Source organism: Massilia violaceinigra, assembly GCF_002752675.1.
Taxonomy (GTDB): domain Bacteria; phylum Pseudomonadota; class Gammaproteobacteria; order Burkholderiales; family Burkholderiaceae_D; genus Telluria_A; species Telluria_A violaceinigra.
The window spans coordinates 6,476,291-6,499,709 of sequence record NZ_CP024608.1 but is presented as its reverse complement, the minus strand read 5'-3'; the positions used below and the strand labels follow the sequence as shown (position 1 = coordinate 6,499,709).

General features: G+C 59.8%; 40 protein-coding genes. 11 read left to right on the top strand and 29 right to left on the bottom strand.

All coding sequences use genetic code 11. From position 1 onward, the window contains the following. Positions 1–8: 8 nt before the first annotated feature. The 28 genes from CR152_RS27975 to CR152_RS27845 all read right to left on the bottom strand — a co-directional run bounded on the left by CR152_RS27975 (position 9) and on the right by CR152_RS27845 (position 16,765). Positions 9–1,667 (bottom strand): hypothetical protein, encoded by a 1,659-nt coding sequence (locus CR152_RS27975; protein ID WP_099880469.1) that lies wholly within the window; start codon positions 1,665–1,667, stop codon positions 9–11. Positions 1,668–1,669: 2 nt separating this feature from the next. Next, complete coding sequence (locus tag CR152_RS27970; RefSeq protein ID WP_099880466.1) at positions 1,670–1,849, bottom strand: hypothetical protein; 180 nt, start codon at positions 1,847–1,849, stop codon at positions 1,670–1,672. A 53-nt stretch (positions 1,850–1,902) separates the two neighbouring features. Beyond that, positions 1,903–3,099 (bottom strand): phage major capsid protein, encoded by a 1,197-nt coding sequence (locus tag CR152_RS27965; RefSeq protein ID WP_099880464.1) that lies wholly within the window; start codon positions 3,097–3,099, stop codon positions 1,903–1,905. An 82-nt stretch (positions 3,100–3,181) separates the two neighbouring features. Continuing rightward, complete coding sequence (locus CR152_RS27960) at positions 3,182–3,916, bottom strand: head maturation protease, ClpP-related (protein WP_099880461.1); 735 nt, start codon at positions 3,914–3,916, stop codon at positions 3,182–3,184. Continuing rightward, positions 3,913–5,169, bottom strand: a complete 1,257-nt coding sequence (locus CR152_RS27955; protein WP_099880458.1) for a phage portal protein — start codon at positions 5,167–5,169, stop codon at positions 3,913–3,915. The genes CR152_RS27960 and CR152_RS27955 overlap by 4 nt, the downstream gene beginning before the upstream one ends. After that, positions 5,166–6,836: a terminase large subunit gene (locus tag CR152_RS27950; RefSeq protein ID WP_099880456.1), complete on the bottom strand. Its 1,671-nt coding sequence runs from the start codon at positions 6,834–6,836 to the stop codon at positions 5,166–5,168. Before CR152_RS27950 ends, CR152_RS27955 begins: the two co-directional genes overlap by 4 nt. Next, on the bottom strand, positions 6,833–7,168 hold the full coding sequence (locus tag CR152_RS27945) for a hypothetical protein (protein WP_099880453.1): 336 nt from the start codon (positions 7,166–7,168) through the stop codon (positions 6,833–6,835). The genes CR152_RS27950 and CR152_RS27945 overlap by 4 nt, the downstream gene beginning before the upstream one ends. Next, on the bottom strand, positions 7,155–7,622 hold the full coding sequence (locus CR152_RS27940) for a GIY-YIG nuclease family protein (RefSeq protein WP_099880450.1): 468 nt from the start codon (positions 7,620–7,622) through the stop codon (positions 7,155–7,157). Before CR152_RS27940 ends, CR152_RS27945 begins: the two co-directional genes overlap by 14 nt. A gap of 139 nt (positions 7,623–7,761) precedes the next feature. Next, positions 7,762–7,908: an HNH endonuclease gene (locus CR152_RS34450; protein WP_229413852.1), complete on the bottom strand. Its 147-nt coding sequence runs from the start codon at positions 7,906–7,908 to the stop codon at positions 7,762–7,764. A 161-nt stretch (positions 7,909–8,069) separates the two neighbouring features. Next, positions 8,070–8,471, bottom strand: a complete 402-nt coding sequence (locus CR152_RS27930; protein ID WP_099880445.1) for a hypothetical protein — start codon at positions 8,469–8,471, stop codon at positions 8,070–8,072. Next, positions 8,468–8,731, bottom strand: a complete 264-nt coding sequence (locus CR152_RS27925; protein ID WP_099880443.1) for a hypothetical protein — start codon at positions 8,729–8,731, stop codon at positions 8,468–8,470. The genes CR152_RS27930 and CR152_RS27925 overlap by 4 nt, the downstream gene beginning before the upstream one ends. Before the next feature lie 176 nt (positions 8,732–8,907). Continuing rightward, positions 8,908–9,057, bottom strand: a complete 150-nt coding sequence (locus CR152_RS33375; RefSeq protein ID WP_157778790.1) for a hypothetical protein — start codon at positions 9,055–9,057, stop codon at positions 8,908–8,910. Positions 9,058–9,482: 425 nt separating this feature from the next. Beyond that, entirely contained in the window at positions 9,483–9,830 is a 348-nt protein-coding gene (locus CR152_RS27915; RefSeq protein ID WP_099880439.1) for a hypothetical protein, read from the bottom strand. Between the two features lie 57 nt (positions 9,831–9,887). Next, entirely contained in the window at positions 9,888–10,091 is a 204-nt protein-coding gene (locus CR152_RS27910) for a hypothetical protein (RefSeq protein ID WP_099880437.1), read from the bottom strand. Continuing rightward, on the bottom strand, positions 10,088–10,507 hold the full coding sequence (locus tag CR152_RS27905) for a phage protein NinX family protein (RefSeq protein ID WP_229413668.1): 420 nt from the start codon (positions 10,505–10,507) through the stop codon (positions 10,088–10,090). The genes CR152_RS27910 and CR152_RS27905 overlap by 4 nt, the downstream gene beginning before the upstream one ends. Continuing rightward, entirely contained in the window at positions 10,477–10,626 is a 150-nt protein-coding gene (locus CR152_RS33370; protein ID WP_157778789.1) for a hypothetical protein, read from the bottom strand. Before CR152_RS33370 ends, CR152_RS27905 begins: the two co-directional genes overlap by 31 nt. Positions 10,627–10,849: 223 nt before the next feature. Beyond that, positions 10,850–11,467 carry a recombination protein NinG gene (locus CR152_RS27900; protein WP_099880434.1) on the bottom strand — a complete coding sequence of 206 codons (618 nt, stop codon included), beginning with the start codon at positions 11,465–11,467 and terminating at the stop codon, positions 10,850–10,852. Next, on the bottom strand, positions 11,464–12,285 hold the full coding sequence (locus CR152_RS27895) for a DNA-methyltransferase (RefSeq protein WP_208640211.1): 822 nt from the start codon (positions 12,283–12,285) through the stop codon (positions 11,464–11,466). Before CR152_RS27895 ends, CR152_RS27900 begins: the two co-directional genes overlap by 4 nt. Then, the gene (locus CR152_RS27890; RefSeq protein ID WP_099880432.1) at positions 12,282–12,527 is read right to left on the bottom strand and encodes a hypothetical protein; all 246 of its coding nucleotides are present in this window, start codon (positions 12,525–12,527) and stop codon (positions 12,282–12,284) included. The genes CR152_RS27895 and CR152_RS27890 overlap by 4 nt, the downstream gene beginning before the upstream one ends. Next, positions 12,524–13,597, bottom strand: a complete 1,074-nt coding sequence (locus CR152_RS27885; protein WP_099880430.1) for a phosphoadenosine phosphosulfate reductase domain-containing protein — start codon at positions 13,595–13,597, stop codon at positions 12,524–12,526. The genes CR152_RS27890 and CR152_RS27885 overlap by 4 nt, the downstream gene beginning before the upstream one ends. Next, a complete protein-coding gene (locus CR152_RS27880; RefSeq protein ID WP_099880428.1) occupies positions 13,594–13,773 on the bottom strand; it encodes a hypothetical protein in 180 nt (59 codons plus the stop codon). Before CR152_RS27880 ends, CR152_RS27885 begins: the two co-directional genes overlap by 4 nt. Further along, positions 13,770–14,537 carry an ATP-binding protein gene (locus CR152_RS27875; protein ID WP_099880426.1) on the bottom strand — a complete coding sequence of 256 codons (768 nt, stop codon included), beginning with the start codon at positions 14,535–14,537 and terminating at the stop codon, positions 13,770–13,772. Before CR152_RS27875 ends, CR152_RS27880 begins: the two co-directional genes overlap by 4 nt. Beyond that, positions 14,534–15,451, bottom strand: a complete 918-nt coding sequence (locus tag CR152_RS27870; protein WP_099880424.1) for a YdaU family protein — start codon at positions 15,449–15,451, stop codon at positions 14,534–14,536. Before CR152_RS27870 ends, CR152_RS27875 begins: the two co-directional genes overlap by 4 nt. Before the next feature lie 34 nt (positions 15,452–15,485). Further along, positions 15,486–15,692 (bottom strand): hypothetical protein, encoded by a 207-nt coding sequence (locus CR152_RS27865; RefSeq protein WP_099880422.1) that lies wholly within the window; start codon positions 15,690–15,692, stop codon positions 15,486–15,488. 57 nt (positions 15,693–15,749) lie between these two features. Further along, positions 15,750–15,965, bottom strand: a complete 216-nt coding sequence (locus CR152_RS27860; RefSeq protein WP_099880420.1) for a hypothetical protein — start codon at positions 15,963–15,965, stop codon at positions 15,750–15,752. Beyond that, the gene (locus CR152_RS27855) at positions 15,958–16,161 is read right to left on the bottom strand and encodes a hypothetical protein (RefSeq protein WP_099880418.1); all 204 of its coding nucleotides are present in this window, start codon (positions 16,159–16,161) and stop codon (positions 15,958–15,960) included. Before CR152_RS27855 ends, CR152_RS27860 begins: the two co-directional genes overlap by 8 nt. A gap of 72 nt (positions 16,162–16,233) precedes the next feature. Next, positions 16,234–16,488 carry a hypothetical protein gene (locus CR152_RS27850; protein WP_099880415.1) on the bottom strand — a complete coding sequence of 85 codons (255 nt, stop codon included), beginning with the start codon at positions 16,486–16,488 and terminating at the stop codon, positions 16,234–16,236. A 61-nt stretch (positions 16,489–16,549) separates the two neighbouring features. Next, positions 16,550–16,765, bottom strand: coding sequence for a helix-turn-helix domain-containing protein (locus CR152_RS27845; protein ID WP_099880413.1), 216 nt, complete (start codon positions 16,763–16,765; stop codon positions 16,550–16,552). A gap of 79 nt (positions 16,766–16,844) precedes the next feature. Here CR152_RS27845 and CR152_RS27840 point away from each other — a divergent pair, with 79 nt between their 5' ends. The 3 genes from CR152_RS27840 to CR152_RS27835 are packed head-to-tail and all read left to right on the top strand — an operon-like array spanning position 16,845 to position 18,592. Further along, positions 16,845–17,546, top strand: coding sequence for an XRE family transcriptional regulator (locus CR152_RS27840; RefSeq protein WP_167399962.1), 702 nt, complete (start codon positions 16,845–16,847; stop codon positions 17,544–17,546). A 36-nt stretch (positions 17,547–17,582) separates the two neighbouring features. After that, positions 17,583–17,978, top strand: a complete 396-nt coding sequence (locus CR152_RS33365; protein ID WP_157778788.1) for a hypothetical protein — start codon at positions 17,583–17,585, stop codon at positions 17,976–17,978. Between the two features lie 44 nt (positions 17,979–18,022). Further along, positions 18,023–18,592, top strand: coding sequence for a hypothetical protein (locus CR152_RS27835; protein WP_157778787.1), 570 nt, complete (start codon positions 18,023–18,025; stop codon positions 18,590–18,592). Positions 18,593–18,682: 90 nt separating this feature from the next. Here CR152_RS27835 and CR152_RS27830 read toward each other — a convergent pair whose 3' ends face one another. Beyond that, positions 18,683–19,708, bottom strand: coding sequence for a P63C domain-containing protein (locus CR152_RS27830; protein WP_099880410.1), 1,026 nt, complete (start codon positions 19,706–19,708; stop codon positions 18,683–18,685). Positions 19,709–19,988: 280 nt separating this feature from the next. Here CR152_RS27830 and CR152_RS33360 point away from each other — a divergent pair, with 280 nt between their 5' ends. The 8 genes from CR152_RS33360 to CR152_RS27800 all read left to right on the top strand — a co-directional run bounded on the left by CR152_RS33360 (position 19,989) and on the right by CR152_RS27800 (position 23,278). Next, positions 19,989–20,141 carry a hypothetical protein gene (locus CR152_RS33360; protein ID WP_157778786.1) on the top strand — a complete coding sequence of 51 codons (153 nt, stop codon included), beginning with the start codon at positions 19,989–19,991 and terminating at the stop codon, positions 20,139–20,141. Positions 20,142–20,151: 10 nt separating this feature from the next. Next, positions 20,152–20,448 carry an XkdD/Y8K6 family phage-associated protein gene (locus tag CR152_RS33355; RefSeq protein WP_157778785.1) on the top strand — a complete coding sequence of 99 codons (297 nt, stop codon included), beginning with the start codon at positions 20,152–20,154 and terminating at the stop codon, positions 20,446–20,448. Continuing rightward, a complete protein-coding gene (locus CR152_RS27825) occupies positions 20,445–20,735 on the top strand; it encodes a hypothetical protein (protein WP_099880408.1) in 291 nt (96 codons plus the stop codon). Before CR152_RS33355 ends, CR152_RS27825 begins: the two co-directional genes overlap by 4 nt. Continuing rightward, a complete protein-coding gene (locus CR152_RS27820; protein WP_099880406.1) occupies positions 20,732–20,932 on the top strand; it encodes a hypothetical protein in 201 nt (66 codons plus the stop codon). The genes CR152_RS27825 and CR152_RS27820 overlap by 4 nt, the downstream gene beginning before the upstream one ends. 85 nt (positions 20,933–21,017) lie before the next feature. Continuing rightward, complete coding sequence (locus CR152_RS27815; RefSeq protein ID WP_099880404.1) at positions 21,018–21,350, top strand: hypothetical protein; 333 nt, start codon at positions 21,018–21,020, stop codon at positions 21,348–21,350. Positions 21,351–21,379: 29 nt separating this feature from the next. Next, positions 21,380–21,844 (top strand): hypothetical protein, encoded by a 465-nt coding sequence (locus CR152_RS27810; RefSeq protein ID WP_157778784.1) that lies wholly within the window; start codon positions 21,380–21,382, stop codon positions 21,842–21,844. Between the two features lie 14 nt (positions 21,845–21,858). After that, on the top strand, positions 21,859–22,860 hold the full coding sequence (locus tag CR152_RS27805) for a DUF551 domain-containing protein (protein WP_099880400.1): 1,002 nt from the start codon (positions 21,859–21,861) through the stop codon (positions 22,858–22,860). A gap of 94 nt (positions 22,861–22,954) precedes the next feature. Then, the gene (locus CR152_RS27800) at positions 22,955–23,278 is read left to right on the top strand and encodes a hypothetical protein (RefSeq protein WP_229413666.1); all 324 of its coding nucleotides are present in this window, start codon (positions 22,955–22,957) and stop codon (positions 23,276–23,278) included. Positions 23,279–23,419: the final 141 nt, after the last annotated feature.

Genomic DNA, 23,419 nt, shown 5'->3' with positions numbered 1-23,419 from the left:
GGTGGCTTTTACAGAAACTTCGAAGCAATGAAGGCTGCCGCTTGGGTCGCAAGAATGGTCTCGATGCAAATCTCGTTCGGGTGAAATCCGTCACCTGAACTATTGAGCGCCGGGACCCAACGCTCCGGATTCGCGCCATCGCCTAAGCCGGACAGCGACATCCACTCGATTCCGTAGGATGCAGCCAACTTCGCCAGTTCGATGTCCTGAGCAACCTTCAACGCGTATTGCGCCGTATTCAGAGTGTTCAGAGGCATGCGCGGATGCATAACCGCCTTCGGGATTCCGTATTTCTTACAAGTGCTGATCACATCTGCCGCCAGACCGAACGCGTTGGTGATGGTGCCGTCGGTGTTGACGCCGTCGTTCACGCTATCGCAGCCGACAATCAGGACCGACGGCGGCGGCGCACCTGCGGCCAGTGCAGCCTTTACCTGATTCCAGTAAGTCATCGACGTCTGGGAACTGGCGCCGAAATTGGCAAACACGATCGGCTTCTGCGGCGTCGATAAGGTGAGGCACGCCCGGTGCATCCAGGACGATATTTTGTCGGCAACCAGCGCGTCGTTTTGCCCGGTCGAATCATTCGCATGCCAGATGCTGATGACCGGAACTGAGTACGACACGACCGGGTACACGTCCAGCAGCTCGCCGGCCAAGCTCATATTGGTGCTGAGCGTGCCAACGGCATCGCTGAGCGCATAGGCCGTCTGAAAAGTCCGGCCGCGCAATGCTGCGCTCGGCGTCCTGGCTAATGCGGACATCGTGTGGAACGGGAATGGGTAGATCGTTCCGTTGCAATGCAGGCGAATCATCAGCAGAGGGCGAGCGCTGCCGTCGAGGCGCGGCACGCTCTTGATGTACGTCTTCTCTGATAGCGCATACGTTTGGTCTACATTCGGCTTGAGCACGCCTACCATATTGGCGGTGTAGCTGCCGACGACGGCTGCCGCCGCGCCTGGGTCCGCGCCCATCGTGTAGGTGAACGCGGTCGTGCTGGTGACAGTAATGGCCGTGGCAGTGACGTTGTAGGCCGCCAAGTCGGCATTGCGTACTGTCACTGTGGCGCCGGTAATGAGGCCGTGCGGAACCTTGGTCGTCAGCGTTGCGGTGGTGGTGGAATTCGTCAGGCTGACGACTTCGCGGCCAGGCCAGATAACGGGCTGGAACCCGTTCGCCGTGCCGGCCGGCGCAAGCTGGGCATACGCAACCCCGTTAATGACTGGCGCAGCAGTGTTCTGAGCAGCAGTCAGCCCGTACGAAGTATCGGTCGCGTTCGAGCCGGTCACGCCGATGACGGCTTTCTGTGCGTCGAGCGAGTTGGCGGCGGATCGGTTGATGCGCAGGACTCGCACAGCATAAAAATGCGCCTCCATTTCCATCTTGAGGCTGGTCGTGAAATTGAGGGCGGACTGGTTGGCGCCAGGATGCAAAACACCACCAGTTCCACAGATGCCCCAAATGCGCGACAGTGCTTCGGTGCGCGTGATCGGCTCGCCTGAACTTGGCTCGCCCGAACCCGAATACTTCCCGATGTAGATGGCCCCGCCAGTAAGATCGGTGCTCGCCTGCTTTGCGGCTACGAGCCCGGCTTCGGTGCCAGAGTCCAGAATAACGATCGCGTTCGCTGGGTAAATTGAATAGGCGCAGAGCAGGCGGATGGTCATAATTATTCTTTCGTCAGGGTTTCGGCATATGCGACAGCAGCAGGGTCGGCATCGACTACGCCGACAAGGCCGGGCAAGTCGTCAACAGCCACCTCAACCACGTCATCGCAGTTGCCGAGCGCACAGCCGACCAGGACGCGGGCCTTCACGGCGCCGTCCGGAGCCTTGTTTAATTTCGCCATGGGGTTCTTTCGTTAAGTGAAGAGGCGGCGAGCCGAAGCCCGCCGCGCGCGGCTTAGGTGGCCGAGTTCTGGTACACCTTCACGGCGGCCGGCTCGAGCAAGTTGCCGCCCGAGCGCTGCCAGCCGCAGAAGCCGACCTGGCCATTCAGGGCGAACGCCGAATCATCGAAGCGACGCAGAACGGTGCTGCCGGCCACATCGCGGATGGTGTATTGCGAGAAGTCGCCGAACGCGATGGATTTCGCATTGGCTGCCATGACCGCAACGTCGTCGTTGATGGCAACCCGGTGACCGTTCAGCAGGTCAGGCGCGTCAGCGGTGATGGCGGGAGTCCAGATCGGCCGGCCAGTGGTGTCCTTGAGCTTCGAGACGGTGGCGACGCTGAGGTCGTTCATCATGTACGCGGCGTTCGCACGATATGCGCGATTAACTGCGTGCTTGAGGTCGATCGTGTCGTCGTAGGTAATCGTGACGGTCTGGCCGGTCGAGCCGATCTTGCCGACGCCAGCGCGCGGAATTACGCCGTCCGGGGTGGTTGTTCCGCCGCCGACTGTGTAGTGCGTGTTCTGGATGCGCGCGATACGCATGGCCAGGCGCGCCACCACCAGAGCGATAACATCAATCGCGCTGTCCTGGATCAATTCCAGCGGCAACGCGATTTTCTTGGACGAGTATTTGAACACCGGCAGCGCGACCGTGCCGAACGTGACATCAGCGCCAGTTACTGCGGCGTTCTCACCAACGATCTCGCCAACCTCACCGGTGCCGTCCGACGTTGGGTAGTTCAGCGGGTTGCCGCCGGTAGTCGAAATGATCGTGGCCACTTCGCGCATGCCGCCGAACGCCTTCAGCTTTTCGATGACCATGGTGGCGATTTCGGCTGGAACGGTATAGCCGCCCTCTGCCGGAGTGGTGGTCGACATCGCATTGCGGATGGCAATGGCTTGCTCGTTCGTGACGTTGGTGCCGTTGCGCATGTACAGCGCGACCGCAACCAGAGCATCGACGGTGACGCCTTGCTCTGCCTTGTTCGTCGGGCCGTTTTCCTTGAAATACTGGTCGGCTTCCAGCTCGCGCATCTTCTCGATGTTGCGAATCTGGCCTTTGGCCGACTCGATATCGGCAGCGAAATTGTCGAATTTCAGCTGGTCGTCCTTCGACCAAGTCTGATCGCCCTTTTCAGCGAGCAGGTGGTTGGCTTGAACGGCGAGGTTTGCAATCTTCTCGCGGAGGGCTTCGATAGTGATCATGTGATCTTTCAATAAAAAAGGGAGCCGTGAAGGCTCCCGATTGGGTGAGGTGACCGACCTCGGCGGGCGTACGCGAGAAGCGTTACAGGGCTTGAATAAGTGCGAGGCGGTTAGTGTTTGCCTGCGTCATGGATGGCACTGGCGTTGGGGCTGGCGCAGGCTCTGCTGCTGGCGGTTGCGGCGCGAGCGCAGCGGGCGCATTTGCATAGGCCGCCAGGTTCCAGGCGTTCGATGTCTTGGCCGGCGCACCGGCGATGCGATCGATGAACCCATGGGACAGCGCCTCTTCAGCGCTCATCCAGGTTTCCGCCTCCATCATTGCGATTACGTCCTCTGCAGGCTTGCCGGTCTTTTCGGTGTAGTCATCCACGATGGACAATTCGATCTTCTCAACCAGGTCGGCGCGATCGCGCAGCGCCTTTTTATCGCCAAACGCCATACCCTGCGCGTTGTGAATCATGAAGAAAGCGCCTTTGCTCATTTCGATTTCGTCGCACGAAATGGCAATGCTCGTGCCAGCGCTGGCGCACAGGCTATCGACGTGGCCGATTGTCTTGCCCGGGTAGCTCTTAATCGCCGCGGCGATCTCTTTACCCTGGAACACATCGCCGCCCGGGGTGTTGAAGCGGATGTTGAGCACCTGACCCGGGTCAGCCTTATTCAGGCTGGCGATCACGTCGGCCGCGTTCGCATCGAAGTTCGACGCGATGACGCCACGGATGTAGAGCGTCTGGCCGGCGCTGTTCGAGACGAAAATCTCCTGCTTCGCTACCGAGCTTGCGGCGTTGTCAATACAAAGTTGCATGAGGTAGGTCATTCGGCGGCTTTCGATGCGGGTTGTGGTTGGTCGCGCGGTGCGCGGTAGACTTCATCGCCGCCAGGGATCGGCGCCATGCGCTTGATACGGCGGACTTCGTTGATCGACATGTGGCCGTCGCCGGCGCCCGGGCCGCCCAAGGCCGACCGGAAATACTCGCCCTGTGCCGCGATGTCGCCTTCGTAAAGCGCCTCCCGGTAGAATTCGAGGAAGCGGCGCGTATTGCGCGGGTACAGCTTGCGGTTCAGTTCCTGTTCGATCTTCCGCAGCCAGGTTTGCAGCGTGTACTGCACGAACGCGCGCCCGATCGACTCGATACCGGAGCCCCACGACGTGGCGCCGGTGGATTCGTTGATCATGAAACCAGGAACGCCGAACGCGCGCGCAACGTCGAGCACTTGAAACTTGCGCGCCTCCAGCAGCTGGGCGTCCTCGGCGGACAGGCTGATCTCCTTGGCGCTGAATCCTTCGGTCAAGATGAACGGCAGGCGGTGGGCATTCGCCAGGCCCGAGTGTCGGCGCGCAAACGCCTCCTGCATGTCCTTGACCTGCCCTGGGGCCATCTTCTTGTCGGTGCTGAGAATGATCGATGGATGCGCGCCACCCTCGAAGAACTTCCCGCTGTACTCGTCCATCGCAAGTGCATTGCCGATCGCGCTGCGCGCGCCATACTGAATGGCAGACATGGACCGCATGGTCGTGTCGTCGAAGCCAAGGCCCGGAAAGTGCAGAATGTCGGCAGGGTCGAACCAAGTCGAAATGCCGTGCTCGGGCAGATTCACGTAGTAGCGCACGCCCTGGCCAACGGTGCGCATCGGCGACACAGCGCCCCATGGCAGCGGCAGAATCTCGCGCACCGAACCGTTCATGCGCCGGCGGATCAGGGCAAACGCGTCACCGCGCAGCAGCTGCGCCATGCTCACGCCCTCCCACATCGACGCCGCGGTGTAGTTCGGGCTCGGCTGCTCGTTTAGCAGATACCATGTATCGCTGCGCGCCACGCGGCCCGGAATATCGCCGTCCTCCAGTGAGTATTCGTGAATTGGCATGTTCACGATCGCGCCGCTGATCTTGGCGACGCAGGCGGCCACCGCCGACACGCGCATTGCCGTGGTGGCCGATACGGTGGTACCGGCTGACGAAACGCCGAACGCGTCCATCACGCTGTCGCTGTAGGTCACGTTGCTAACTTCTGGGCGTGACGAGTCCTGCCGCCCGGTGATCATGGCGACAAGCGCGTCGAAAAATTTCATAGCTCCACGTATCCTTGTGTGATGCTGCCTGAGTTTGCTTCGGGGTTCAGTGCCATCAAGGACACCGCGTTCAGCATCGCCATCAGCGGGTCAATCTTCGCCGTGCCTGACGCCTGCTTTGTGATAATTACTGCGTTGCCGCGCGGCTCGATGCGCGCATTGCTGATGCACCAAGCCATCATTGGCTGCCCGCCGTGGACGATTACGCCCTCAGCCAGCTTTCTCTCAGCGGTCTTGATCGCGCCGGTCATCTTCCAGCCCTGCGAAATGCCAACGATCTTTTCCTCTGGCACGTCGGCCGCCAGCATCGCGTCTAGGATGCCGCCCAAGCCGCTCGGATCGACGCCAATACGGTCAAACTTCCCGGATGCTTCCAGCTGGGCGACCAGGGCCGCGACTGCCGCCACGTCCTCCCCGACCTCTTTCACCAACGTCAGGTGCCCGGCCTTTGCAAAGTCCAGCAGTCGGGCCGCCACTTCCTTGCGGCGCTCCAGCACCACCGGATGCGCCCAGGCATGCCCCCACACCAGCCAGCGCCGCGTCGTCGCGCACCGGCCAACAACTGCGAACCCCAGCAAGTCATCCAGGCCGCCGCCGTCGCACCCAGCGTCGATCACCTCCGACCGTTCGATCAACTCTTCCAGCGAGAACACTGGGATCGCCTGGCGCTCCCAGAAGTCCGCGCCAGCCCAGCGGTCGGACCGCAGCGCTAGGCCGATCTCAACGTTCAGGTGCTTGGCCAGGAACCGGCGGAAGTCTTCCTCGCCGGCCTCGACAGCCTGCTTGTGCTTCTTCTCGATGTACGCGGCGTCCACCGACAGGCCCCAGTTCGGGTTTGTTACGTAGGCGTTTTCTAGCTTGCGGTGCTCGCCTGCCTCCAGCATCGCCGCGGGAAACTCGTACATCACCGGCAGGAATGTCTTGTCGACCACCACGCCGTCGCGCACCTTACGGGCGTACAGCAGCTTCTCGCGGAACACCCCAGCCGGCGGGTCTTCCGACTGCGTGGTCGCGTAGATCACGAAGCCTTCTGGCCGCGACGTCAGGCCGCCTGTGGCCTCCAGCAGCATGTTCGCCGCCTTCGCCTGCTTGCCGAATTCGTGCAGCTCGTCGACGAACACGCCGATTGCCTTCTTGCCGGACACCGTGTCGCTGTCGGCGGCCACCACCTTGAGCGTCGCCATCAGCTCGCGGTGCGTCACCGTGCGCAGATGGTCCTGCACCTGAAACAGCGCTTTCAGTTCTTCGTCAGCGGCGATCATGTCGCGGATCGGCTTGTACGCGTTGTCCGCGACCTCCTTGGTCGGCGCGAGGATGATGAATTCGCCGCTCGGCCGCCAGTTCAGGATCAGCGCGGTGAGCATGATTCCGGCCGCGATGGTCGACTTGCCGTTCTTCTTGCTGATTAGCAGCAGGAATTCGTTTATAAGCCGGCGGCCGGCTTCCGCGTCGTAGGCGCCGAAGATAGCCGCCACGAACTCATTCACCCACGCACGCACCGTTTCGCACATCAGCGGGCTGCCGGTGGCGTCCACCATGCGCAGCGCGCCGAAGACCTCAAGCGCCGCCCGGGCCTCATCGGGGAACAGCGGCTCGAAAGGAATCAGTGACTCTTGCGCAACGATCCGGCGCTCCCAGTCCGGACACGCCGTGGACCACTCGTTCATTTACTGGATACCAGCCGGGGCGGCTGGCGGGCGCCGAACTTGCCAGCGCCCGCTGTCTTGGCTGCCTTGTCCGCAGCTTCCTTCTTGCCGCCTTCCCCCTTCTTGCTGTGCACATAGGGCAGCAGCGCGGTGAGTGCCTTGTACTGCTGCGGCGTGACTTCGAGCAGGCCGAGTGCAACTTGCTCCAGCGCCGGGCGCGGGTCAAGCGGCTGCCCATCTACCACCTGGGCGATATGCGGTGGAATCGGCGTCGCTTCCGGCTTGGGATTCGCCTTACGGCCAGCACCCGGCCGGGCGCCGCCCCAGCCCTTTTCTTTTTTAGAATCGCTCACTCTGAACTCCACCTGTTGTCATTGCAGCGCCCGCCAAGTTGGCGTTGGCACGCGCTGCTGCGCTACGCACTGCATTGGCAGCGAAGTCTGGGGTTACAGCGAACCACTCGCCGCGGCAGTGATATTCCTTCAGCGCGAGGTGGACTTCGCGCTCAACCAAGTGGGCAGCTTCTTCAGTTGGGCAAAGGAACGATTCGGCCAGCACCAAGTCACGCCACGTCCCCACCTGCAAATGGGACACCCGCCTTGCTGCATTGAGCGCCACGCCGATTTTGCAAACTCCAGGCTGAAGTACTTCGTGCACGATGTAGACGAAGCACGGAACGTCGCGGAACGCCCGGACCGGCTTCTGATCCAACTTGATTTCTCCGGCGGCAACCATCGCGTGATATGAACTGGACTTGCGCCCCGAGCCGATACGCGCACCGCCGCTACGACCGGGTTTGCCTGCCATCTTGAAATCCTTTTGAAATGGGGGATAAATTCTGTGCGTGAGGTAACTAGGGGTGTCCGGTCAAAATCGCGCCAGACTTTCGACCCGCCCTACCCATGCTCGGATGCAACACATTGCACAGATGAAATGTTGCTCGGTACTACGATCCCGCGCGGGCCGCCGCCTCTCGTGCGGACTTGTCGTCATGGCACGGTGCGCATAACAGTTGCTTGTTGGTATCTTCATCCGATCCGCCGTCTATCAGCGGCTTGATGTGGTCGACGAGGTAGCCGGGCCTCTTGCACACCTGACACAGACCACAGTCGCGCGTCCTGATCTTGATGCGGTCCGCTACCCCTGCGCTACCACGGAGGCGCTGTGCTACTTGAGGGGATGCGACAGGGAGGGCGCGGCCGGGAATTGCTGCCTTCAGGCGCGGCTTGAGGGTTTGCAGTTTCACGAGGGTGCCTAAACCACAGCACCAACGGTCAGCCCGCCATGCAGGACTGCTACCTTGCACCCTGCTGGCAAGTCATCCAGCATGCCCTTCTTGATTCGCTCAACCTGCTGGGCCGTCAGTGCGCGCTCGCTGGTGACGACCACCGATTGCGCTGGGACTTGCTCACCCTGCACCAGGCGCTCGACCAGATCAACGATGCGCTTGTTGACCATGTTCTCGATGTGCTTGGTGCGTACCTGCTCGATCAGCTCGTACATGTTGGTCAATGGAGCGTAGACGCCCAGCTTATAAAGCTCGGCCTCAATCACTGATGCGAACGCGTCTACAGCCTCGCGGCTCTCATCCCGAACTTCATCGCGGATGCGTTGCTCGATCAGTGTGGTGATCCTGGTGTGGTCGACGGTGGTCATGGTTTATTCCTGGCTTGTGGCGCCCGCACTGCGGTGATGTAGTGAGGCGTGATGCGCACTTGCCCGCGCATCACCTCGACTGCGATCTCTTCGCTGACAACGTAGATGTTGCCGTGCTCGTCCCTTGCTGCGACGATTGCCTCGCCACCTTCCTCATCCGCGAAGACGCAATCGTTCAGGCGCTCGCCGTTGAGGTACACATTTACGGGCAACATGGCTGCGTTGTAGTCGGGGTGCTGCGGATCGGCTGAGATTCTCATCGTCTGCTCCTTGGCTGATTGTGTAAGCGCGCCGGCATGGCCCGCATGAGTGTCACCGCCTGCTCTACGCGATTGCCCGCGGTGCCTTGCGGTGGGAGACCGTAGCCATGGTTCATCGGTGACTGCACCCGCTATTACGAGTCGCGCCGCTGGAGTGCGATGGCGCGTGCTGATGATCAGTGAATGCGGGCGATCGCTGCTTGTGCTGGCGGTACCCGGCTGTTGCTCATGCCGACCGAGTGGCGCGCCTTCTTGGCGATATCGTTCTGCAGCATGCCCAGCTGGATGGCGATCATCAGCCAGGTGCGCTCGTGTGCGGTTGTCATGGCTGCTCGTTCGTGTCGTCGTTGTGGGGGGATGAGTTCCCAGCCCAACTCTCGGCGAATGTCGTCGGACGTTGGCGGTGGGTCTTCTTGCTCGGGGCGAGTGCGTCGATCCATGTAGGCGCGCACCTTGCGCTTGTCGGGCTTGGTAGTGTCAGTCATGGCTCGCACCTGGTCATGAACCATGCGGCCCGCAGTGCGGGTCCACGGTCGAGGCAATCGCGCCAGTCCACATAGCTGCGCCAGAGGCGTACCGGAAACGGCGGCCTCTTAAATCGGAACATCATGATGTCCTCGCTATGTGCGCGCGAAACGGAAGAAGCCCGCTACCTTTCGGTGCGGGCTTCTGTGTGCCTCAATGCTATCTGCAAGGTAGGCGGGTAGTTGTATGGTCCTAAGACGCAATAATCACATCTAATGTATATATCCTAATTGAAATATCGCCGGACCGCAATATGATTTTTCATCTTGGGCACCAGCGCTACTTCAGCGCCCTGCAGCGCGTCGGCGTATGAGCTGTCTGGAAAGCGCCACACAGTGCAAATGCCCTGGCTTTTCTTCACTGCCCACCAGTTCACGCGCGGCAGGCCATCCACCATCACGTTGACCGCCTCTGCCGTGCGCATAAAGTCGCGCGTGTCCTGGAGGTTGGCGTCGCCGCCGGGGTGCTGCTGGTCCGCAAGGCGCATCCACCTCGCCCAAATGCCCATGACCACGTTGAACGGCGATTCGCGCTCAGGAGCGGCTTCGACTACTGCTGATTCTGCGATGTTCATAGCCGCTCCGAAAGATGACCCTCCCACCATACCATATCCCACCAAAAAATGATGCATTCAGGATTGTTTATTTTCTGCATACTTCCTGTTTACAACACCCTTCTTCCGGGCGGTTTCCTCGCGCTCGTCCGCGTACTTGGCGCAACAGGCCGGGTCGCGGTATCGGTCCTTCGGCTGGGCCTTGGTCAGCTCAGGATTGCGGCGCGCGCCGGCGTTGAGCACCTCGGCGTACTCGGCGGCGGTGAGCGGGCGATCGGTCATGGCGCCGCTCCTACAGTGGCGCCGTACACACTGGCCACGTACGCGCGCATGGCCGCGGCCAGAGCAGACTCGCCGAACTGAACCGCCGGCCTGACTGGGGCGGCGTGGATGCAAGCGGTCCACTTGCCGGCCAAGTCGCCAAGTGACTCGCGGCGCGAGATCGGCGCTACATGGATGCGTTCGCGCTCGATGATCGGCCCGCCAATCGCCCAGTTCGTCGACGGGTCGAACCGCGCCGGGATCGGGCCGGACGCGTTTACGCAGATGCGGTTATCCGTGCGGGGCACCGTTTCGATGCGCAGGTGCTCGGCCGGCGTGCCGCGGGCGCGCGCGACCCAGTAGTCCAGATCGGCGCCGGTCAGGTCGACAACCTGGACACGGGCGCTCACAGGCGCCTCCGCTTGTACTCGCGCCACGCTGCGCTTTCCATCGACGCGCCGACGATCGTAGCGATCGACAGGACCAGACCGCAGATAACGAGGCTGGCGGTAATGACCAGGGCCGCGACGGTCAGAAATTCGATTTCGTTCAGCATGGCGCTGCCTCCTTCTGTGCGTCGCTGTGGAAGCGACCAGTAGGCCCGCATCGCCCCTCCGCGCGCCTTTCGATACTGCACCAAGCACTCTCGGGCTTGCCCGTCACCAGATCGATTGTCCTGTTGGGCCGATAGCACAACTGCAACGATGGATCGAATATCGCAAAAATGATGTTGAAGCCCTTGTGTGCGCAGGTATTGCAAGTCAGTTTTTCCGGCGTGGTCAGCATGATGCGGTCTCCTTGAGGTGTTTTAGCTTCTGGCGGTACTCGAATTTGATGGCGGCCAATTCTTCGATGGTCCATTTGCGCGGCGCCTGGTCGGCTTCCAGCGCTTCGACGGCGGCCAGCCCGATGCGCTTGATCAGACCGATCCGGTAGTCGACGGCATTGCCCGATGCGTAGCGGTTTTCCTGCTTACTCTGCGCGTGCACGTTGTCTTCGTTGAAACGCAGATGCGGCGCGCTGCCCCGGCTACGAAAATGGCCGGCATCGACGTTGTTCCCGGACCAGTCGAGCGGCCGCCCGCTGGATATGCAGGCGTAGCCGGCGAGCCGGTCGCGCTCACGGATGAAGGCATTGAACACGGCCTGCGTCTCTTCCATGTGCTTGCCCCGTGGCTTGATCGCCTGCTTGCGCGCGCGGTCGGCCTTGCGCTCGGCGGCCTGGCGGGTGGCCAGGGCCAGCGCGGCGGCGCAGTCGGGCGAGCATGCCTTGTGCGTCATCGACCTGGGCGCGAACGGGGTGCGGCATGCGCTGACCGCGCATTTGCGCTGACGCGGCCCGCGCGGCGGCTTCGGCTCCCGAACTGGCTTCGGGTGCGGGGTGAAGGTGGCGGTCATGCGGCCTCCGTAAACATGCAGGCTTGCTCCTGCCCCATCGGCGCCGAAACGAATAGCTGGCCATGAGAGGCGCCCTGCTCAATGCGGGCGCACGCGATTTCGAAATAGCTTTTCTTCTGCTCGAATCCGACGAATTTCCGCCCGCACCGCTTCGCCGCAACGCCTGTTGTGCCGCTGCCCATGCAGTTATCCATCACAATCTGGCCTGGCTCGGTGTACGTTTTGATTAGGTACTCCATCATTTCCACTGGCTTCTGGGTCGGATGGAAATTTTCGCCCCTGCCTACTCGATTGCTGAAACCGATAACACTGGTTGGGAAACGCGACCCGTCATCGTCCCATCGCACCAAATCGCGTGCGCCGTAGACCTCTCCTGCCGTCTTCGAGGTGGCATGCTTCCGTTTGGTGCGCAAATGATCGGGGATCGTCCATTTCTGCGGATAGTACGGTGGCTTCCCGTAGCTAAAAACGAGAATGCTTTCGTGCGCGGTCAGCGGGCGTCGCTTGGCGTTCAGAAACCCTTTCGGATTGGTCTTTTCGTAAATCCATTCGTAGCTAAAGGCGTCGATATTGGACCAAATAAGGGCCGTGGTGAATGGCTGCGTCGCCGTTAATACAATGGCGACGTCCTTTTTTGCGATGCGCTTGTATTCGGCCCATAGCGGCGCAAATGGGATCACGGAATCCCAGGCGCATGCAGTCGTCCCATACGGGAGATCGCAAAGGATCAAATCAACGCTGGCGCTTTCGATTTCCTGCATGCGCTGCAGGCAGTCGCCCAGATAAAGCGATGCATCGCCGATAATGACAGGGCTCACGGCAGCACCTCCTCATCCAGCACGAGCTGACGCGGGTCGGCCTCGACGTAGATGAAGCCGACTTCCTCCGTTCCGCAGCCTGGCTGTCCTACCTCATGCGCGAGGGCGAGGGCCATGCCGCAGACCAGCGAGTGCTTCTTATCGAACAAGCAGCCCTTGCACGCGTCGTCGCCGGTGTGCGGCGCCTTGCGCGCGACAAAGCCGATGGCCTTGCCGTCGATGGTGATGGTGGCGGCTTTCATTCGCACAGCCCGTACGAAGATGCGCAACTAGTCGGCTCTTCCAGCGCGGTCAGCAGCGAAAATTGCTTGCCGCCTCGCGTGGTTTTTGCCCATTCGACTACCGCATGGATATTCGATGCAGCGACAATTTGCTGATTATTCAGGCCCTTGCCGCTCGATTTGTGCATGAAGGTTGCCGCGTTGCGCTTGGATGCCAGGCCGACCAACCGCTCCCATTCAGCCACCTTGGCGATGTGCTCGGGGAATCGGATGCCGATCTGGTGGATTTCGTCCTTGGATGCGTTGATACATGGCATACATCCGACCCGCCCCATGCCGCACTTGTAAAGCGGGTTTGGCTCGATGTTCTTGTCTTCTGCGATTTTGAAGACCCGAGCGACATTCCATTCCACGAGCGGCCGATAGATGAAGAAATTGCGGTCAACGCGCTCGAACTGTTTGGCATCGCGTCGATTTAAAGACTCGTCCCGGCGCACGCCCTGCCAGCTCACGACCGTGTGGCCCTGCTCGATCAGCGCCAATTGATACTCAACAGCCATGTTGCGCTTGAGGTGTTCGGTGCAGAACTGCGCCTTGCGGCTTGGGAACCGGCCCTTCCACATGCACAGGTCGAGAAACGGGTTGCCGCTGGGTTGCAGCACCGCCAGGGCGCGGCGCTTTGCCTTATTCGTCCAACGCACACGCTTGCCGCCGCCGACCTTTATGGTTTTCTGAACCGGGGTGCCCTTTTTATTTAGCACAATGTTTCCCCGCCCGTCGCGCTTGAGCACCGGCTCGCCAGCAGCGTCGAAGACCGGCTCGGTCGCGTATTCCCGACGTGTACGCACGTCACGCGCGATGTACCGCCTCTTGCCTGCGATTTCTTCGTCGAAATTCGCAGTCAGGATGTCGATGCGTACGCCAGTGGCACGCTCCAGGTACAGCCGATGCTCGAACACATACTCGTGCTCGTTGCCGGTGTCGCACAAGATGCCGCGCACGCGCTCCGTTCCGAATCTGCCCGCCGCAAGCAGCAGGGTCGCCACGCTGTCCTTACCCGTGGAGCAGGAAACTACATGGATGATGCTCATGCTTTTTCTCCCAGTGCCGGATACACGCGGTACTCGGCGCCCGGCGTGCGCGCCAAGTTGTCAAGCTGCTGCTTGGCCTTCTCGGGCGTGGTCGGATCAGTGGTGGCAAACCAGCCGATGGCCGGGCCGTCGAAGCGCTGGACCACGTAGCCCAGGTGGTTGGTAGCGAGTCTCATGCTGCGCCGGCCCGGCGGAAGTCGCCCCAGGTGAAGGCGCAGGGGAACGAGTTTTCGTACAGGCGACTGTGCACGCGCGCGCCGACGAATTGCTTGAGGCCGTCGAGCGCCTGGTTGCTGATGGCCACAATCGGCTTGCCCTCGTTGTAGCGGCGGTTGATGATTTCGGTCAGCAGCATGTCGGCGTCGACGGTGGCGCGGTACGCGTCGATTTCGTCCAGGATCAGCACGTCGTATTGGGCGAAGCGCATGATTTCGGTTTCGGAGCTTTTCCCGTCGCGACTGCCGTAGGTGGCCTGGATTTCGCTGATCATGCCGGCGGCCGTGATGTAGCGGACGGTGAGCGGCGTCTTGCTGACCAGCGCCTGGGCGAACTCGCACGCCAGCAGCGTTTTGCCGGTGCCGGTCTCGCCGGTCATGATCAGCGTTGCCCATTGCCGCTCGCGCAGGATGAAGTCGCGGAAGCTGGCGACCGTCGAGCGCACGCCCTTTTGCGCTGGCGTGGCGGCCGGGAACATGGCGCCGACGTACTTGCTCGGGATCATGGCGACCTTCATGCGCCAGGCGCGGCTTTCGGCCAGTACCATCGCCTCGGTGTCGGCCGCCATTTCGGCTTCCAGGCAACGCGGGCAGTGCCAGGCCGCGCCGGTGCGCACCAGAACGGATGCCGCGCCGTGCACTTCGCAGGAACCGGCAGCCATCGCCAAGCGCCCGCCGAAGTCGTTGAAGAAACTCCCAACTGCTTCCAGAGATTCGCCATTCATAATTCGATCACCTCGTCTCCCTCGGGGACGGTGATTCCCCGGCGCTGCATGTTGGCGGCCATGGCGGCCACGTCGCCAGAACGGTCGATGTCGCCGAAGTGGAACTTGCCGTTGGTCGGGCGCGGGGGCGTCCCACGCGGCAGTGCAGGCCGAGCAGCAGGTGGGTTCAGCAGGTCGTTGACGATGGGCGCCAGGTAGTTGACCGGGATGGCGCCGTCAGGCTTGCTGCCCCTGGCAATCGCCACCGCCTCGGTCAGCAGATCGACCGTCACGCCCTTAGCCGCCCAGCCTTGCACGGCAGGGTGAACCGAGTTTGCAGTGATGCCCTGGCGGCGCAGAGCAACGGCGAGCTGCACAGCAGGGTCTTCAGAAACCGGGGGCAGTTCACGCATCGGGAGCGGCGCGGCTTTCGGCGGGTCGAAGTCGGGGACCGCAGAGCCGTCGATCGCGTGTGCTGTTGCTTGTTCTGGTTCTTGGTTATTGGTTCTTGGTTCTTGGTTAGCTTGTGATCCGGTTTGCTCTTGGTTGCCAGTAGCTACCGGATCGGAACCGGATGGAAACCCACTGGGTTCTTTTGGGTTCCCAGTAGCTTTCCGTGGACGACCACCAGCTTTGCCGTTGGTTTTGGCGGTATCGGCTTTCTTGTGGTATTCGGCAATGACGCGCTCGCAGATTTCATGCGTGTAGCCGGCCTCAGTCTTGACGAACTTGAAGCGCAGCAGGCGTTCGACAATGCGGCGTTCCTCGTCGCTCTCGGCGCCGATCTGGTCACACAGCACGTCCAGGTCAAGCGTGAGCGGGGCTTCGGCGTCGTAGTAGACGTCGAGCATGTCGCGGTAAATCCAGCGCGCTTGGCGGGTCATATTGACCGTGCCAGAGCGGAAGTCACCGATATGGAAGGGGTAGTAATTCATGGCTGCCCCTTTGTCAGGGGCAGCGGGGCACAGCTTACTCGGCCATTGCCTTGGTTATTGCGCTCAGCAGCATCGGGACGAACATTTTTGGGAGCGCGATTACCGAATCGTCCTCCCCGTTGGCACCCTGCTGGCGAATTACCAGCTCGCCCGACGTGTTTATATAAACGGCTAACGCGTTGACGCTGTTGAAAATGACAGAGGAGTCCTGGTCCTCGCCATACCAATTGATATCCGACATATACTTTTTCTCCGACAGTTGATGGGGTGGAAATCATAGCAGGCTCAACGATGGCGCTCATACGGCCGCCTGACGCGCATCAACACGCTCGGGCGCCTGGGCGACATACTGCGTTGTCGGGAGCTCGCTGGCGCCCTTGGCATAGCCGCGGTTCCACTCTGGCACGGTGGCGGACCAAGGGTTCATGTTGTGCGCGTCGCTGGGGTCGCCGCGAAGCGCTGCGTTGTAGCCTTTCAGCTCGATGCGCGCGCGGGAGACAATGGCTTCATCCATGATGGGCCTCTTCGCTCGCACGCGCGGCCAAGAACACGCTCTCGCGTAGCTTGCGCTTGGCATCCTCATGCACGTTGTTCGCGTCGGCCCGCGCTGCGCCAGTAGCGCCAAGCATGTGTTGTTCGGTGATTTGCCACCACTGCGCCCAGTGGACGATATAGGCGCTGCAATCGATCTTTTGTTCAGGCTTGGTCATGGTGCCTCCGGTTGGTTGTTAGCTCGCTACATGCGAGCCTCGCTGTGTTGGTGCTGCGGCGGCTGTGAACTCTCATTGCAGGCTGCGCATCGAGGTTGCGTAGTTCGCGCGACCTGGCAGCGACAAGGCCCACACTGGGCCCAAGTTGGCCCGTTCCTTTTTCGCCCGCTCGCGGCTATCCTGTTGGTTCTTCGTGTACGTCTTCATCAGGCGCCGCATCATTGCGCTGTGGGTCTCGCCTTCAATGCGGCATTCCTCGGCGAACTCCGTGTAATCGTCAGGGCTGACGTAGGACTTCATGGCGATGCTGTTTGCGTTCGGGTTCATAGTTTTTCCAGTAAGGGTGTGGCGGGAAAGGTAGGTGCTGCGGTGCTTCTGTTGCGGCGGATCAGGGTGGCGGCGCGGGGGTGCGCGGCTTCTTGCGTTTCGCCGGGGACTCTCCGAACACATCGGGTCGGATGGCCTTGAGAAATTTGAGCTGGGTTTTAGGGATGCCCGTTTTGCGCCATTCAGATACCGAAGGCGGCTGAATCTCGCACAGGCGGGCCGTAGCGGACGTGCCGCCCAAGCGGTCGATGATGGTGTTGGGGTTTTGAGTGTCCATGCGCTATTTTAGGCATACCTAAAAATATTTGCAAGACATTTCTAGGCATGCCTAACGAAGAATCATTTAGGATTGCCTAATGGAAGAATGGAAAAAAAGACTGACCCGAGCCCGTGAGGCTGCTGGGCTGCGAAAAGGCGAACTTGCTAAGCTGATACCTGTATCAAACCCTACTATTACCGATTGGGAAAAGAGCATCGACAGCGGCGGAATCGTGGAAATCACTGGCCCAAAGATGACGAGGCTGTGTGAGGTGCTGGGCATCACGCCCCGCTGGCTATTGTACGGAGAGGCCGAGCGCACTACTGCCGACCTGCTTCCTGGTGCGATGCCGGTGCATGTAACTGGTCCCGACGATGATGGGCACATTCAGATACCGATGGTGACTTTGCGGCTCCAGGCTGGCGTTACTGGCTTCCAGACGGAAACAGATCGGCGTGACGGCGGGACGTTCGGCGTTCGCAAACGCGTCATTGCGCAGAAGAATTTGAGCCCGGACAAACTTGTTGCAATCCCCGTTCAAGGGGAAAGCATGGAGCCAGCTCTCTATGATGGCGACATTGTTGTTATTGACACGGCAGACAAGCGGCCAGTGGACGGCGTCGTGTTCGCGGTGAACTATGAGGGCGAGGCAATCGTAAAGCGCTTGTCCCGTGACGCTGGCGACTGGTGGCTTACATCCGACAATATCGACCAACGTAAATACCACCGAAAAATTTGCCGAGGCGAAGCGTGCATTATTGTCGGTCGGGTTGTTCTTCGTGAAACTCTTCGTGTTTAGACGCAACAGCACGCGATGATATCGAGCAAGGAAAATATGAAACGAGCACTACCTGTACTTCTCGCAATTCTCATATCAGGATGCGCAGCAAGATCATATATTCAACCTCCCAAGGGGCAGGCTGCGGCGGAGCGGTCGGCCGCTCACAGCGAACCTGTATGCTTGATGCGGTCACCAATGCCGAGTAGTGTTGCTTACACAGTAATCGGGCAGGCAAATAGCTCAAAAAGAACCTACGGCACAGTAAATGAATTGATACCGCTGATGGCTGACGATGCGCGTGCAGCCGGCGCCGACGCAATTATTAATTTGAAGACGGGTCAGAAAATGGGCGCTTTTGCTTGGGCGCGTCCAGTTGGCACGGGCGTTGTTGTAAAGGTCGAGAATAAAGCAACGTTCAACTGTATCGCCAACGGCGGCGAGCTTCGGTGATCTAGGCGCAACGGCACGCCATCATGCCGAAATACGGACTGCTAATGAAAAAAACAATATTGACCTTGGCTATTGCGCTTTTGACGTCGCATGCTTTTGCGCAGAATTCATGCATTTCCATTAAGTCTGACAGGCTCCGGCTTCAATGCTATGACAAAGCTTCTTCTGAGAAACCACCTGCACCTACAGCGACTCCTGAAGCAGCTAAACCAGAGCCAATGAAAAAGGGGATTGTGTTTAAGTCTGGATCTTGGTCTGTTCATCAGGAGTTGGACGCGATGACGGATAAGAAGAAATGTGCAGCGCTCTATGAGGGAGCATGGACCGTTCAGGCGTCAGACAAAGACTTTTTCGTTTCACTTCGCGGGCGCGGCGGAGTAAGAGGATACACGGTTCGAATTGACGACGAACCTGCATTGCCGTTGCGATTGGCTGATGAGATGGAGCGAGATTTGAGCGCTGTAAGGCTCGGGCGAATCTTTGATCAAGTTTATGGCGCCAAGCGTATCAGAATGCAAATTAGCACTATTTTAAATACAGTTGTCGCTCAGGATATCGACTTGAAAGGCTTCGCGGAGTCCGTGGATTATATGCGGCAAAACTGCAAAGACTAACTTATAGTTTCAAATCTGGATTGCACAACGGCACGCCAGGATGCCGAATAGAAAAAGAAGCCCCGGCCATGTTGGTACGGGGCAAAAGGATTAGCCGTGGTCGATTGCTTCTAATTCAAGCTGAAAGTTATCCCCATATCTCGGGTAGAACTGATTCATCTTTTCGATAAAATCGGGATAGTCCTTCGATAGCTTCATGGCCATTACGACAGCCGAAATATGGTCTCGCAGCTTTTGATAGCCAATATCTAGCGTTAGCCTCTGATGTAGCTTCCCCTTCCTTTCGTCTTTCTCGTTTTGACGCTTCAGTTCTGCAAGCAGCCCAGGTGCAATTCGTTTGTAAACAATGTCATTGGTTAGCTTCCCAAAATACTGCGGACGGAAGCTTGCTACCTCTGGCGGGTAAGGAAGGCCGCGAAGGCGGAACAACTGCTCGTAGTAATCTGCAGGAAACGTTTTCATGTAGGGCTGCAACTCTCTTGCAACGAACGTTTCAAGGATTTTCGCGAGAGCATCGCGCTCACGGTCCTTTTGAAAGCCTGTCGCCTCATCAACCAACGCCACAATGCCAACGTGGGCCAGTGCTCGCATTAGCAACATGGCCTTCTGCGCAATTTTCGCCTGCCTAGCTCCTAACTTTCCCGCCTTTTCCGCGTCGAGATAGATATCGCAGATGCTCGGGATGATCTCAGCTCGAATTCCGTGTGCTGCCGCCCCTTTCTCAGTCTTGTACTTCAGGACGATGTTCTGCAGGTGCCCTAAGTGCTTGTTAATAAAAGGGATTAACGTCTTTTGAGCTAAAAAATGGGGCACTTCTGCAGGATACAGTGAGTGGTCGCTTGGCGAGTTGTTTGCGATCCATCCGCTGTAGTACATTCCCATCGCCTCCATGAAGTCCGATTGCGTGAGAACACGCGTCCCATCCTCTAGGACGGCACAGGGGATTTCCGTGTCAATCAGCTTTAGATTTCCCGTGTGCGTGGCTTTAGGTAGCGCAGCCAGCTCCTTTTTAGCTGCGAGCGCCTTTTCAGACGCGGCCTTTCGTTCCTCTGGACTCATCTTGCTTGCTCGGGCGATGCCGCCCAGTGCTTTGCCGCTCGGCTTTTCTGCTGCCATCGTATGCTCGCAATTTTGTTAATGAGCTTGCATAGTACACGCTATTTCGCGTCTCCGTACAAATTTATGGAATGCAGGCAATTTCTCATTTTGCTTGCATATGGGCGCCAGCTATCACACGTCCACCAGCGCCCCGCCAACCGGGGCTTTTTTACGTCCGACGATTCGGGCGATAAAGCATTGTACCTAAAAATTAGGCATGCCTCAAAATAGTTCTTGCGCATTTTCTTAGGTATGCCTAAAATAGAGCCATCGAATCAGCAACCAGATGGAGAGCGAAATGTCAGCAGCCCAAGCCAGCACGCAACGCAAAGAAGTCATCCGCCAATGGATGCAGCAGCGCCAAGCTGCGCCGGCCCCTGTGCCGACGCGCGATGAAATCCGCCGCCAGTTGGGCTTTCCGATGCTGAACAGCGCCGCGTGCGCACGGTAAGGGGATGGCCATGAGCAAGCAGACGACAGCAGGCCATACGCCAGGGCCTTGGTTCGCAAAGGGCCGATATATCGGGACAGCGAATCACATGTCCTATATCGCAGAATGTAGCGATGAGAATTGCAATTGGGCCAACACGCCGATGTCGGTTGCCAACGCCCGCCTGATCGCCGCCGCGCCGGAGCTGCTGGCCGCGCTGCAAGCTGTTCTGCATCAAGTCAAACAAGGGCCCTATGTGTTCGCAGATTCCGACGCATATCGTTTTGCGCTTGCAGCAGTTGCCAAAGCCACCGGAGCAGCAGCATGAACGCACCGATCCGCAGCCAACACTTAGCGCCAACTAGCACCGTGACCGTCAACGGCTACGACCATGGAGGCATCAAGCTGAACGTGACCATCGAGCGCGACGCTTCGGAATACTACGTGACTCGCATCACCGCCGCCGACAGCGCCATTGACCTGTTCGACATTTTCAGCTCGACGGCGGTTTGCAGCATCGCCTACGCCATCGACGCCCACCTGAGCGACGATGCCGCCAGCCACAACGCCACCGCCCGCGCCGACCGCGCTGCACATGATCGGGCAATGGCGTGAGCGCCCTGACCGACGCCGGGAATTCCGCCTTGCGCGGCGTGCAAGCAGGGCTGGCAGCGGCGACCGTGCTTGACCGATTTGCCTACGGCTACATGTACGGCCAGATCGACGCGATCCGGCTCCACATGGACCCGGATCGGGCGCTGCTGGCTGAAGTTGAAGCCGCGCTCAAGCGCATGCCGCAAGGCGAGCACTGACCCCACTCTCCCCGCCGATCCATCGCCACCCTTGAGGTGGCATCGGCAGTGCAGCGCCGCCTGGCGCACTTACTGAAAGCTGATCATGACCACATTCGAGCAAGCCGTCAAAGAAGCCGCTGAAAAGGCAGTGCTGAAGTTTATCCAGGATGGCGGGTGGCTGATGCCGAACTACGAAAGCCGCCTCAAGGTGCCTGTTGAGTGGATCGCTGGATGCTGGGATCTGGTCGATTCTCAGAAGCTTAAGCAGCAGGTTGCTGTACGGCTGGAAGCTGAATTGGCCGAGCGCATGGTCAATCACATGGCCGCCGAACTGGCTACCGATATCAAGCAAATTCTCAGCGTGAAAGAGCGCCGGGAAATGCTTCGCCGGCTGGCCAGAGAGCATATGGACGCAGTGATGAAGGCCGGCCAATAGTCGGCTCCACAACTAAACAGGGGATCACGATGAATGAAACGAAATTGCTGAGCGTCGAAAACGCCGCGCCAGTAGCCATGCTGGGCCGCATTATGCACACCGCTGGCTGGGCCATCGAATACATCGATATGGACCTTACACAGGCCCACCCAAAGGCAACAATCAAGGTGTGCCGCAACGATGGACGCTGGCTCTTTGCCACCGTTGACGCTGCTGGCCGCGCTAGCATTGAGCGCTTCCAGCGCAAGCGTTTCCTCGGCATGTCCGAAAGCACCAAGGGTCGTCGGCCGCTGTCCCCGCAAGTCGATGATATTTTCCTGGGTCGCTCACCTTGTGCGGGTGCCCGCGCGATGCTCCGGGAACTGACGCGCTACCTCTCTGACAATTCGCTTGCGCCTATTCCGTTGGCTGAAATGCGCGCTGGGTGGGCCTCGATCATGGCCGCTCCGCTGCTACTCGCCTCGCCATCAACCGCCGGCCAACACGCCAATTAATCTCACAGGGGATCATGATGAACGAACAGAAATTGCCGAGCGCGCCGACTGACGTGTCAAAGCGGTTGCGCGCCATGGCGGCATCGGCCTTCACTGAGCCATACCGAGAAATCGACAAGCTCATGAACCAAGCTGCCGACGAGATTGAGCGTTACTACGGCGGCATGCTGGCATGGAAGAAGTCGGCCGAAGCCATGGGCGCCGACGGGCGAGTGCGCGAATTGGAATGCGTCATCGCGGACCTCAAGCGCGAGTGCCAAGAGATGCGCGCTACGCCAAGTGGTTGGGTAAGCGTACTGGAGCGTCGCCCAGAAGTCGGGCAACAAGTCATCGTATTCCTGAGCAATCGCAGATTTGGCGATGAGATCATGTTCGACACGTGGGATGAGCAACGTGAATGCCCTGTGGATTTCAGCACAATATCAGTGCCTGTCGGCGAAGGCTGGAACGAACACGACTTTGAAGAAATTTCCCACTGGATGCCGCTCCCACCAGCCCCCGGCGCCGCGCCCGCCCAGCCGGTCGGCCTGAGCGAGCAGGAAGTTGAAAAGTTGCAGGCTAATCTGGCGTGGCACAAGGCAGCGCTCACCGCGACCAATGGCAAGCTGGCCGCAGTATGGGAAGGTATCCGTGAGGTGGTTCAGGAGTACGCCGGGAAGCCCTGCGAGGGCGAGCCATTCGACCGGCTGGATGAACTTCTGAAATCGATGCAACCGTCGGTCGGCCTGAGCGAGCAGGACAGCATCGACACGCCGGAGTTCCAACGCCTTGCTCACGATTACCGACGTCACCAGACTAACGCGGACTACTTGGCGCTCGTTGCATATATCGACGCCGCCAAGTTAGGCAAGCAGAACAAGTTCGATGCGCGGCACGAACTGATCGAGGCATGCCGCAAGGAGTTCATCGAACACGCACGGGCTTTCGGGGAAAAGGCGTTTGCCGACTACTTCGAGCGCTGGATACCTGCGTACAAGATCGACGCCGCCATTATCGCAGCCACGGCAGCGCCATGATCCGCGCCAACGCCTACCTCGATCGCCACCAAGGCATGTGCGCCTGCATCGCCACCGCGCTGGCCCTGATCGTGCTGATGCTGGACGGTGCGCCATGAGCGCGCTGACCGACCGCGAGCTGTTGGAGTTGGCCGCGAAGGCAGCGGGGATTGTCGGCCAAATTAAACCTACCGCCGATGGCGCGATGTGGCTTTTCCGCGACGGTAACTCGTCTCCATGGAACCCGCTCACCGACGACGGCGACGCGCTGCGGCTAGCGGTGAAGCTCAATCTCCTTCGCGGTTATATCTACGGGAATGAGGTGTCTTTTTGCCCAAGCGATTACGCGATTGTCGAGGCATGTCACGGTGACCCGTATGCCGCCACCCGCCGCGCCATCGTACGGGCCGCAGCAGCTCAATTCGAGGAGGCCATGTGATGCGCGACTTCGCAAGAGCCTTCGTGATCGTGCTGGCCCTGCTGCTGGTCATGGCAGAAGCCGACGAGCACGGGCAGACCGAACAGATGCAGCAGTACGCCAACCCTGGCAAATGACCACACCTCCGAGCAAAAGGTAACG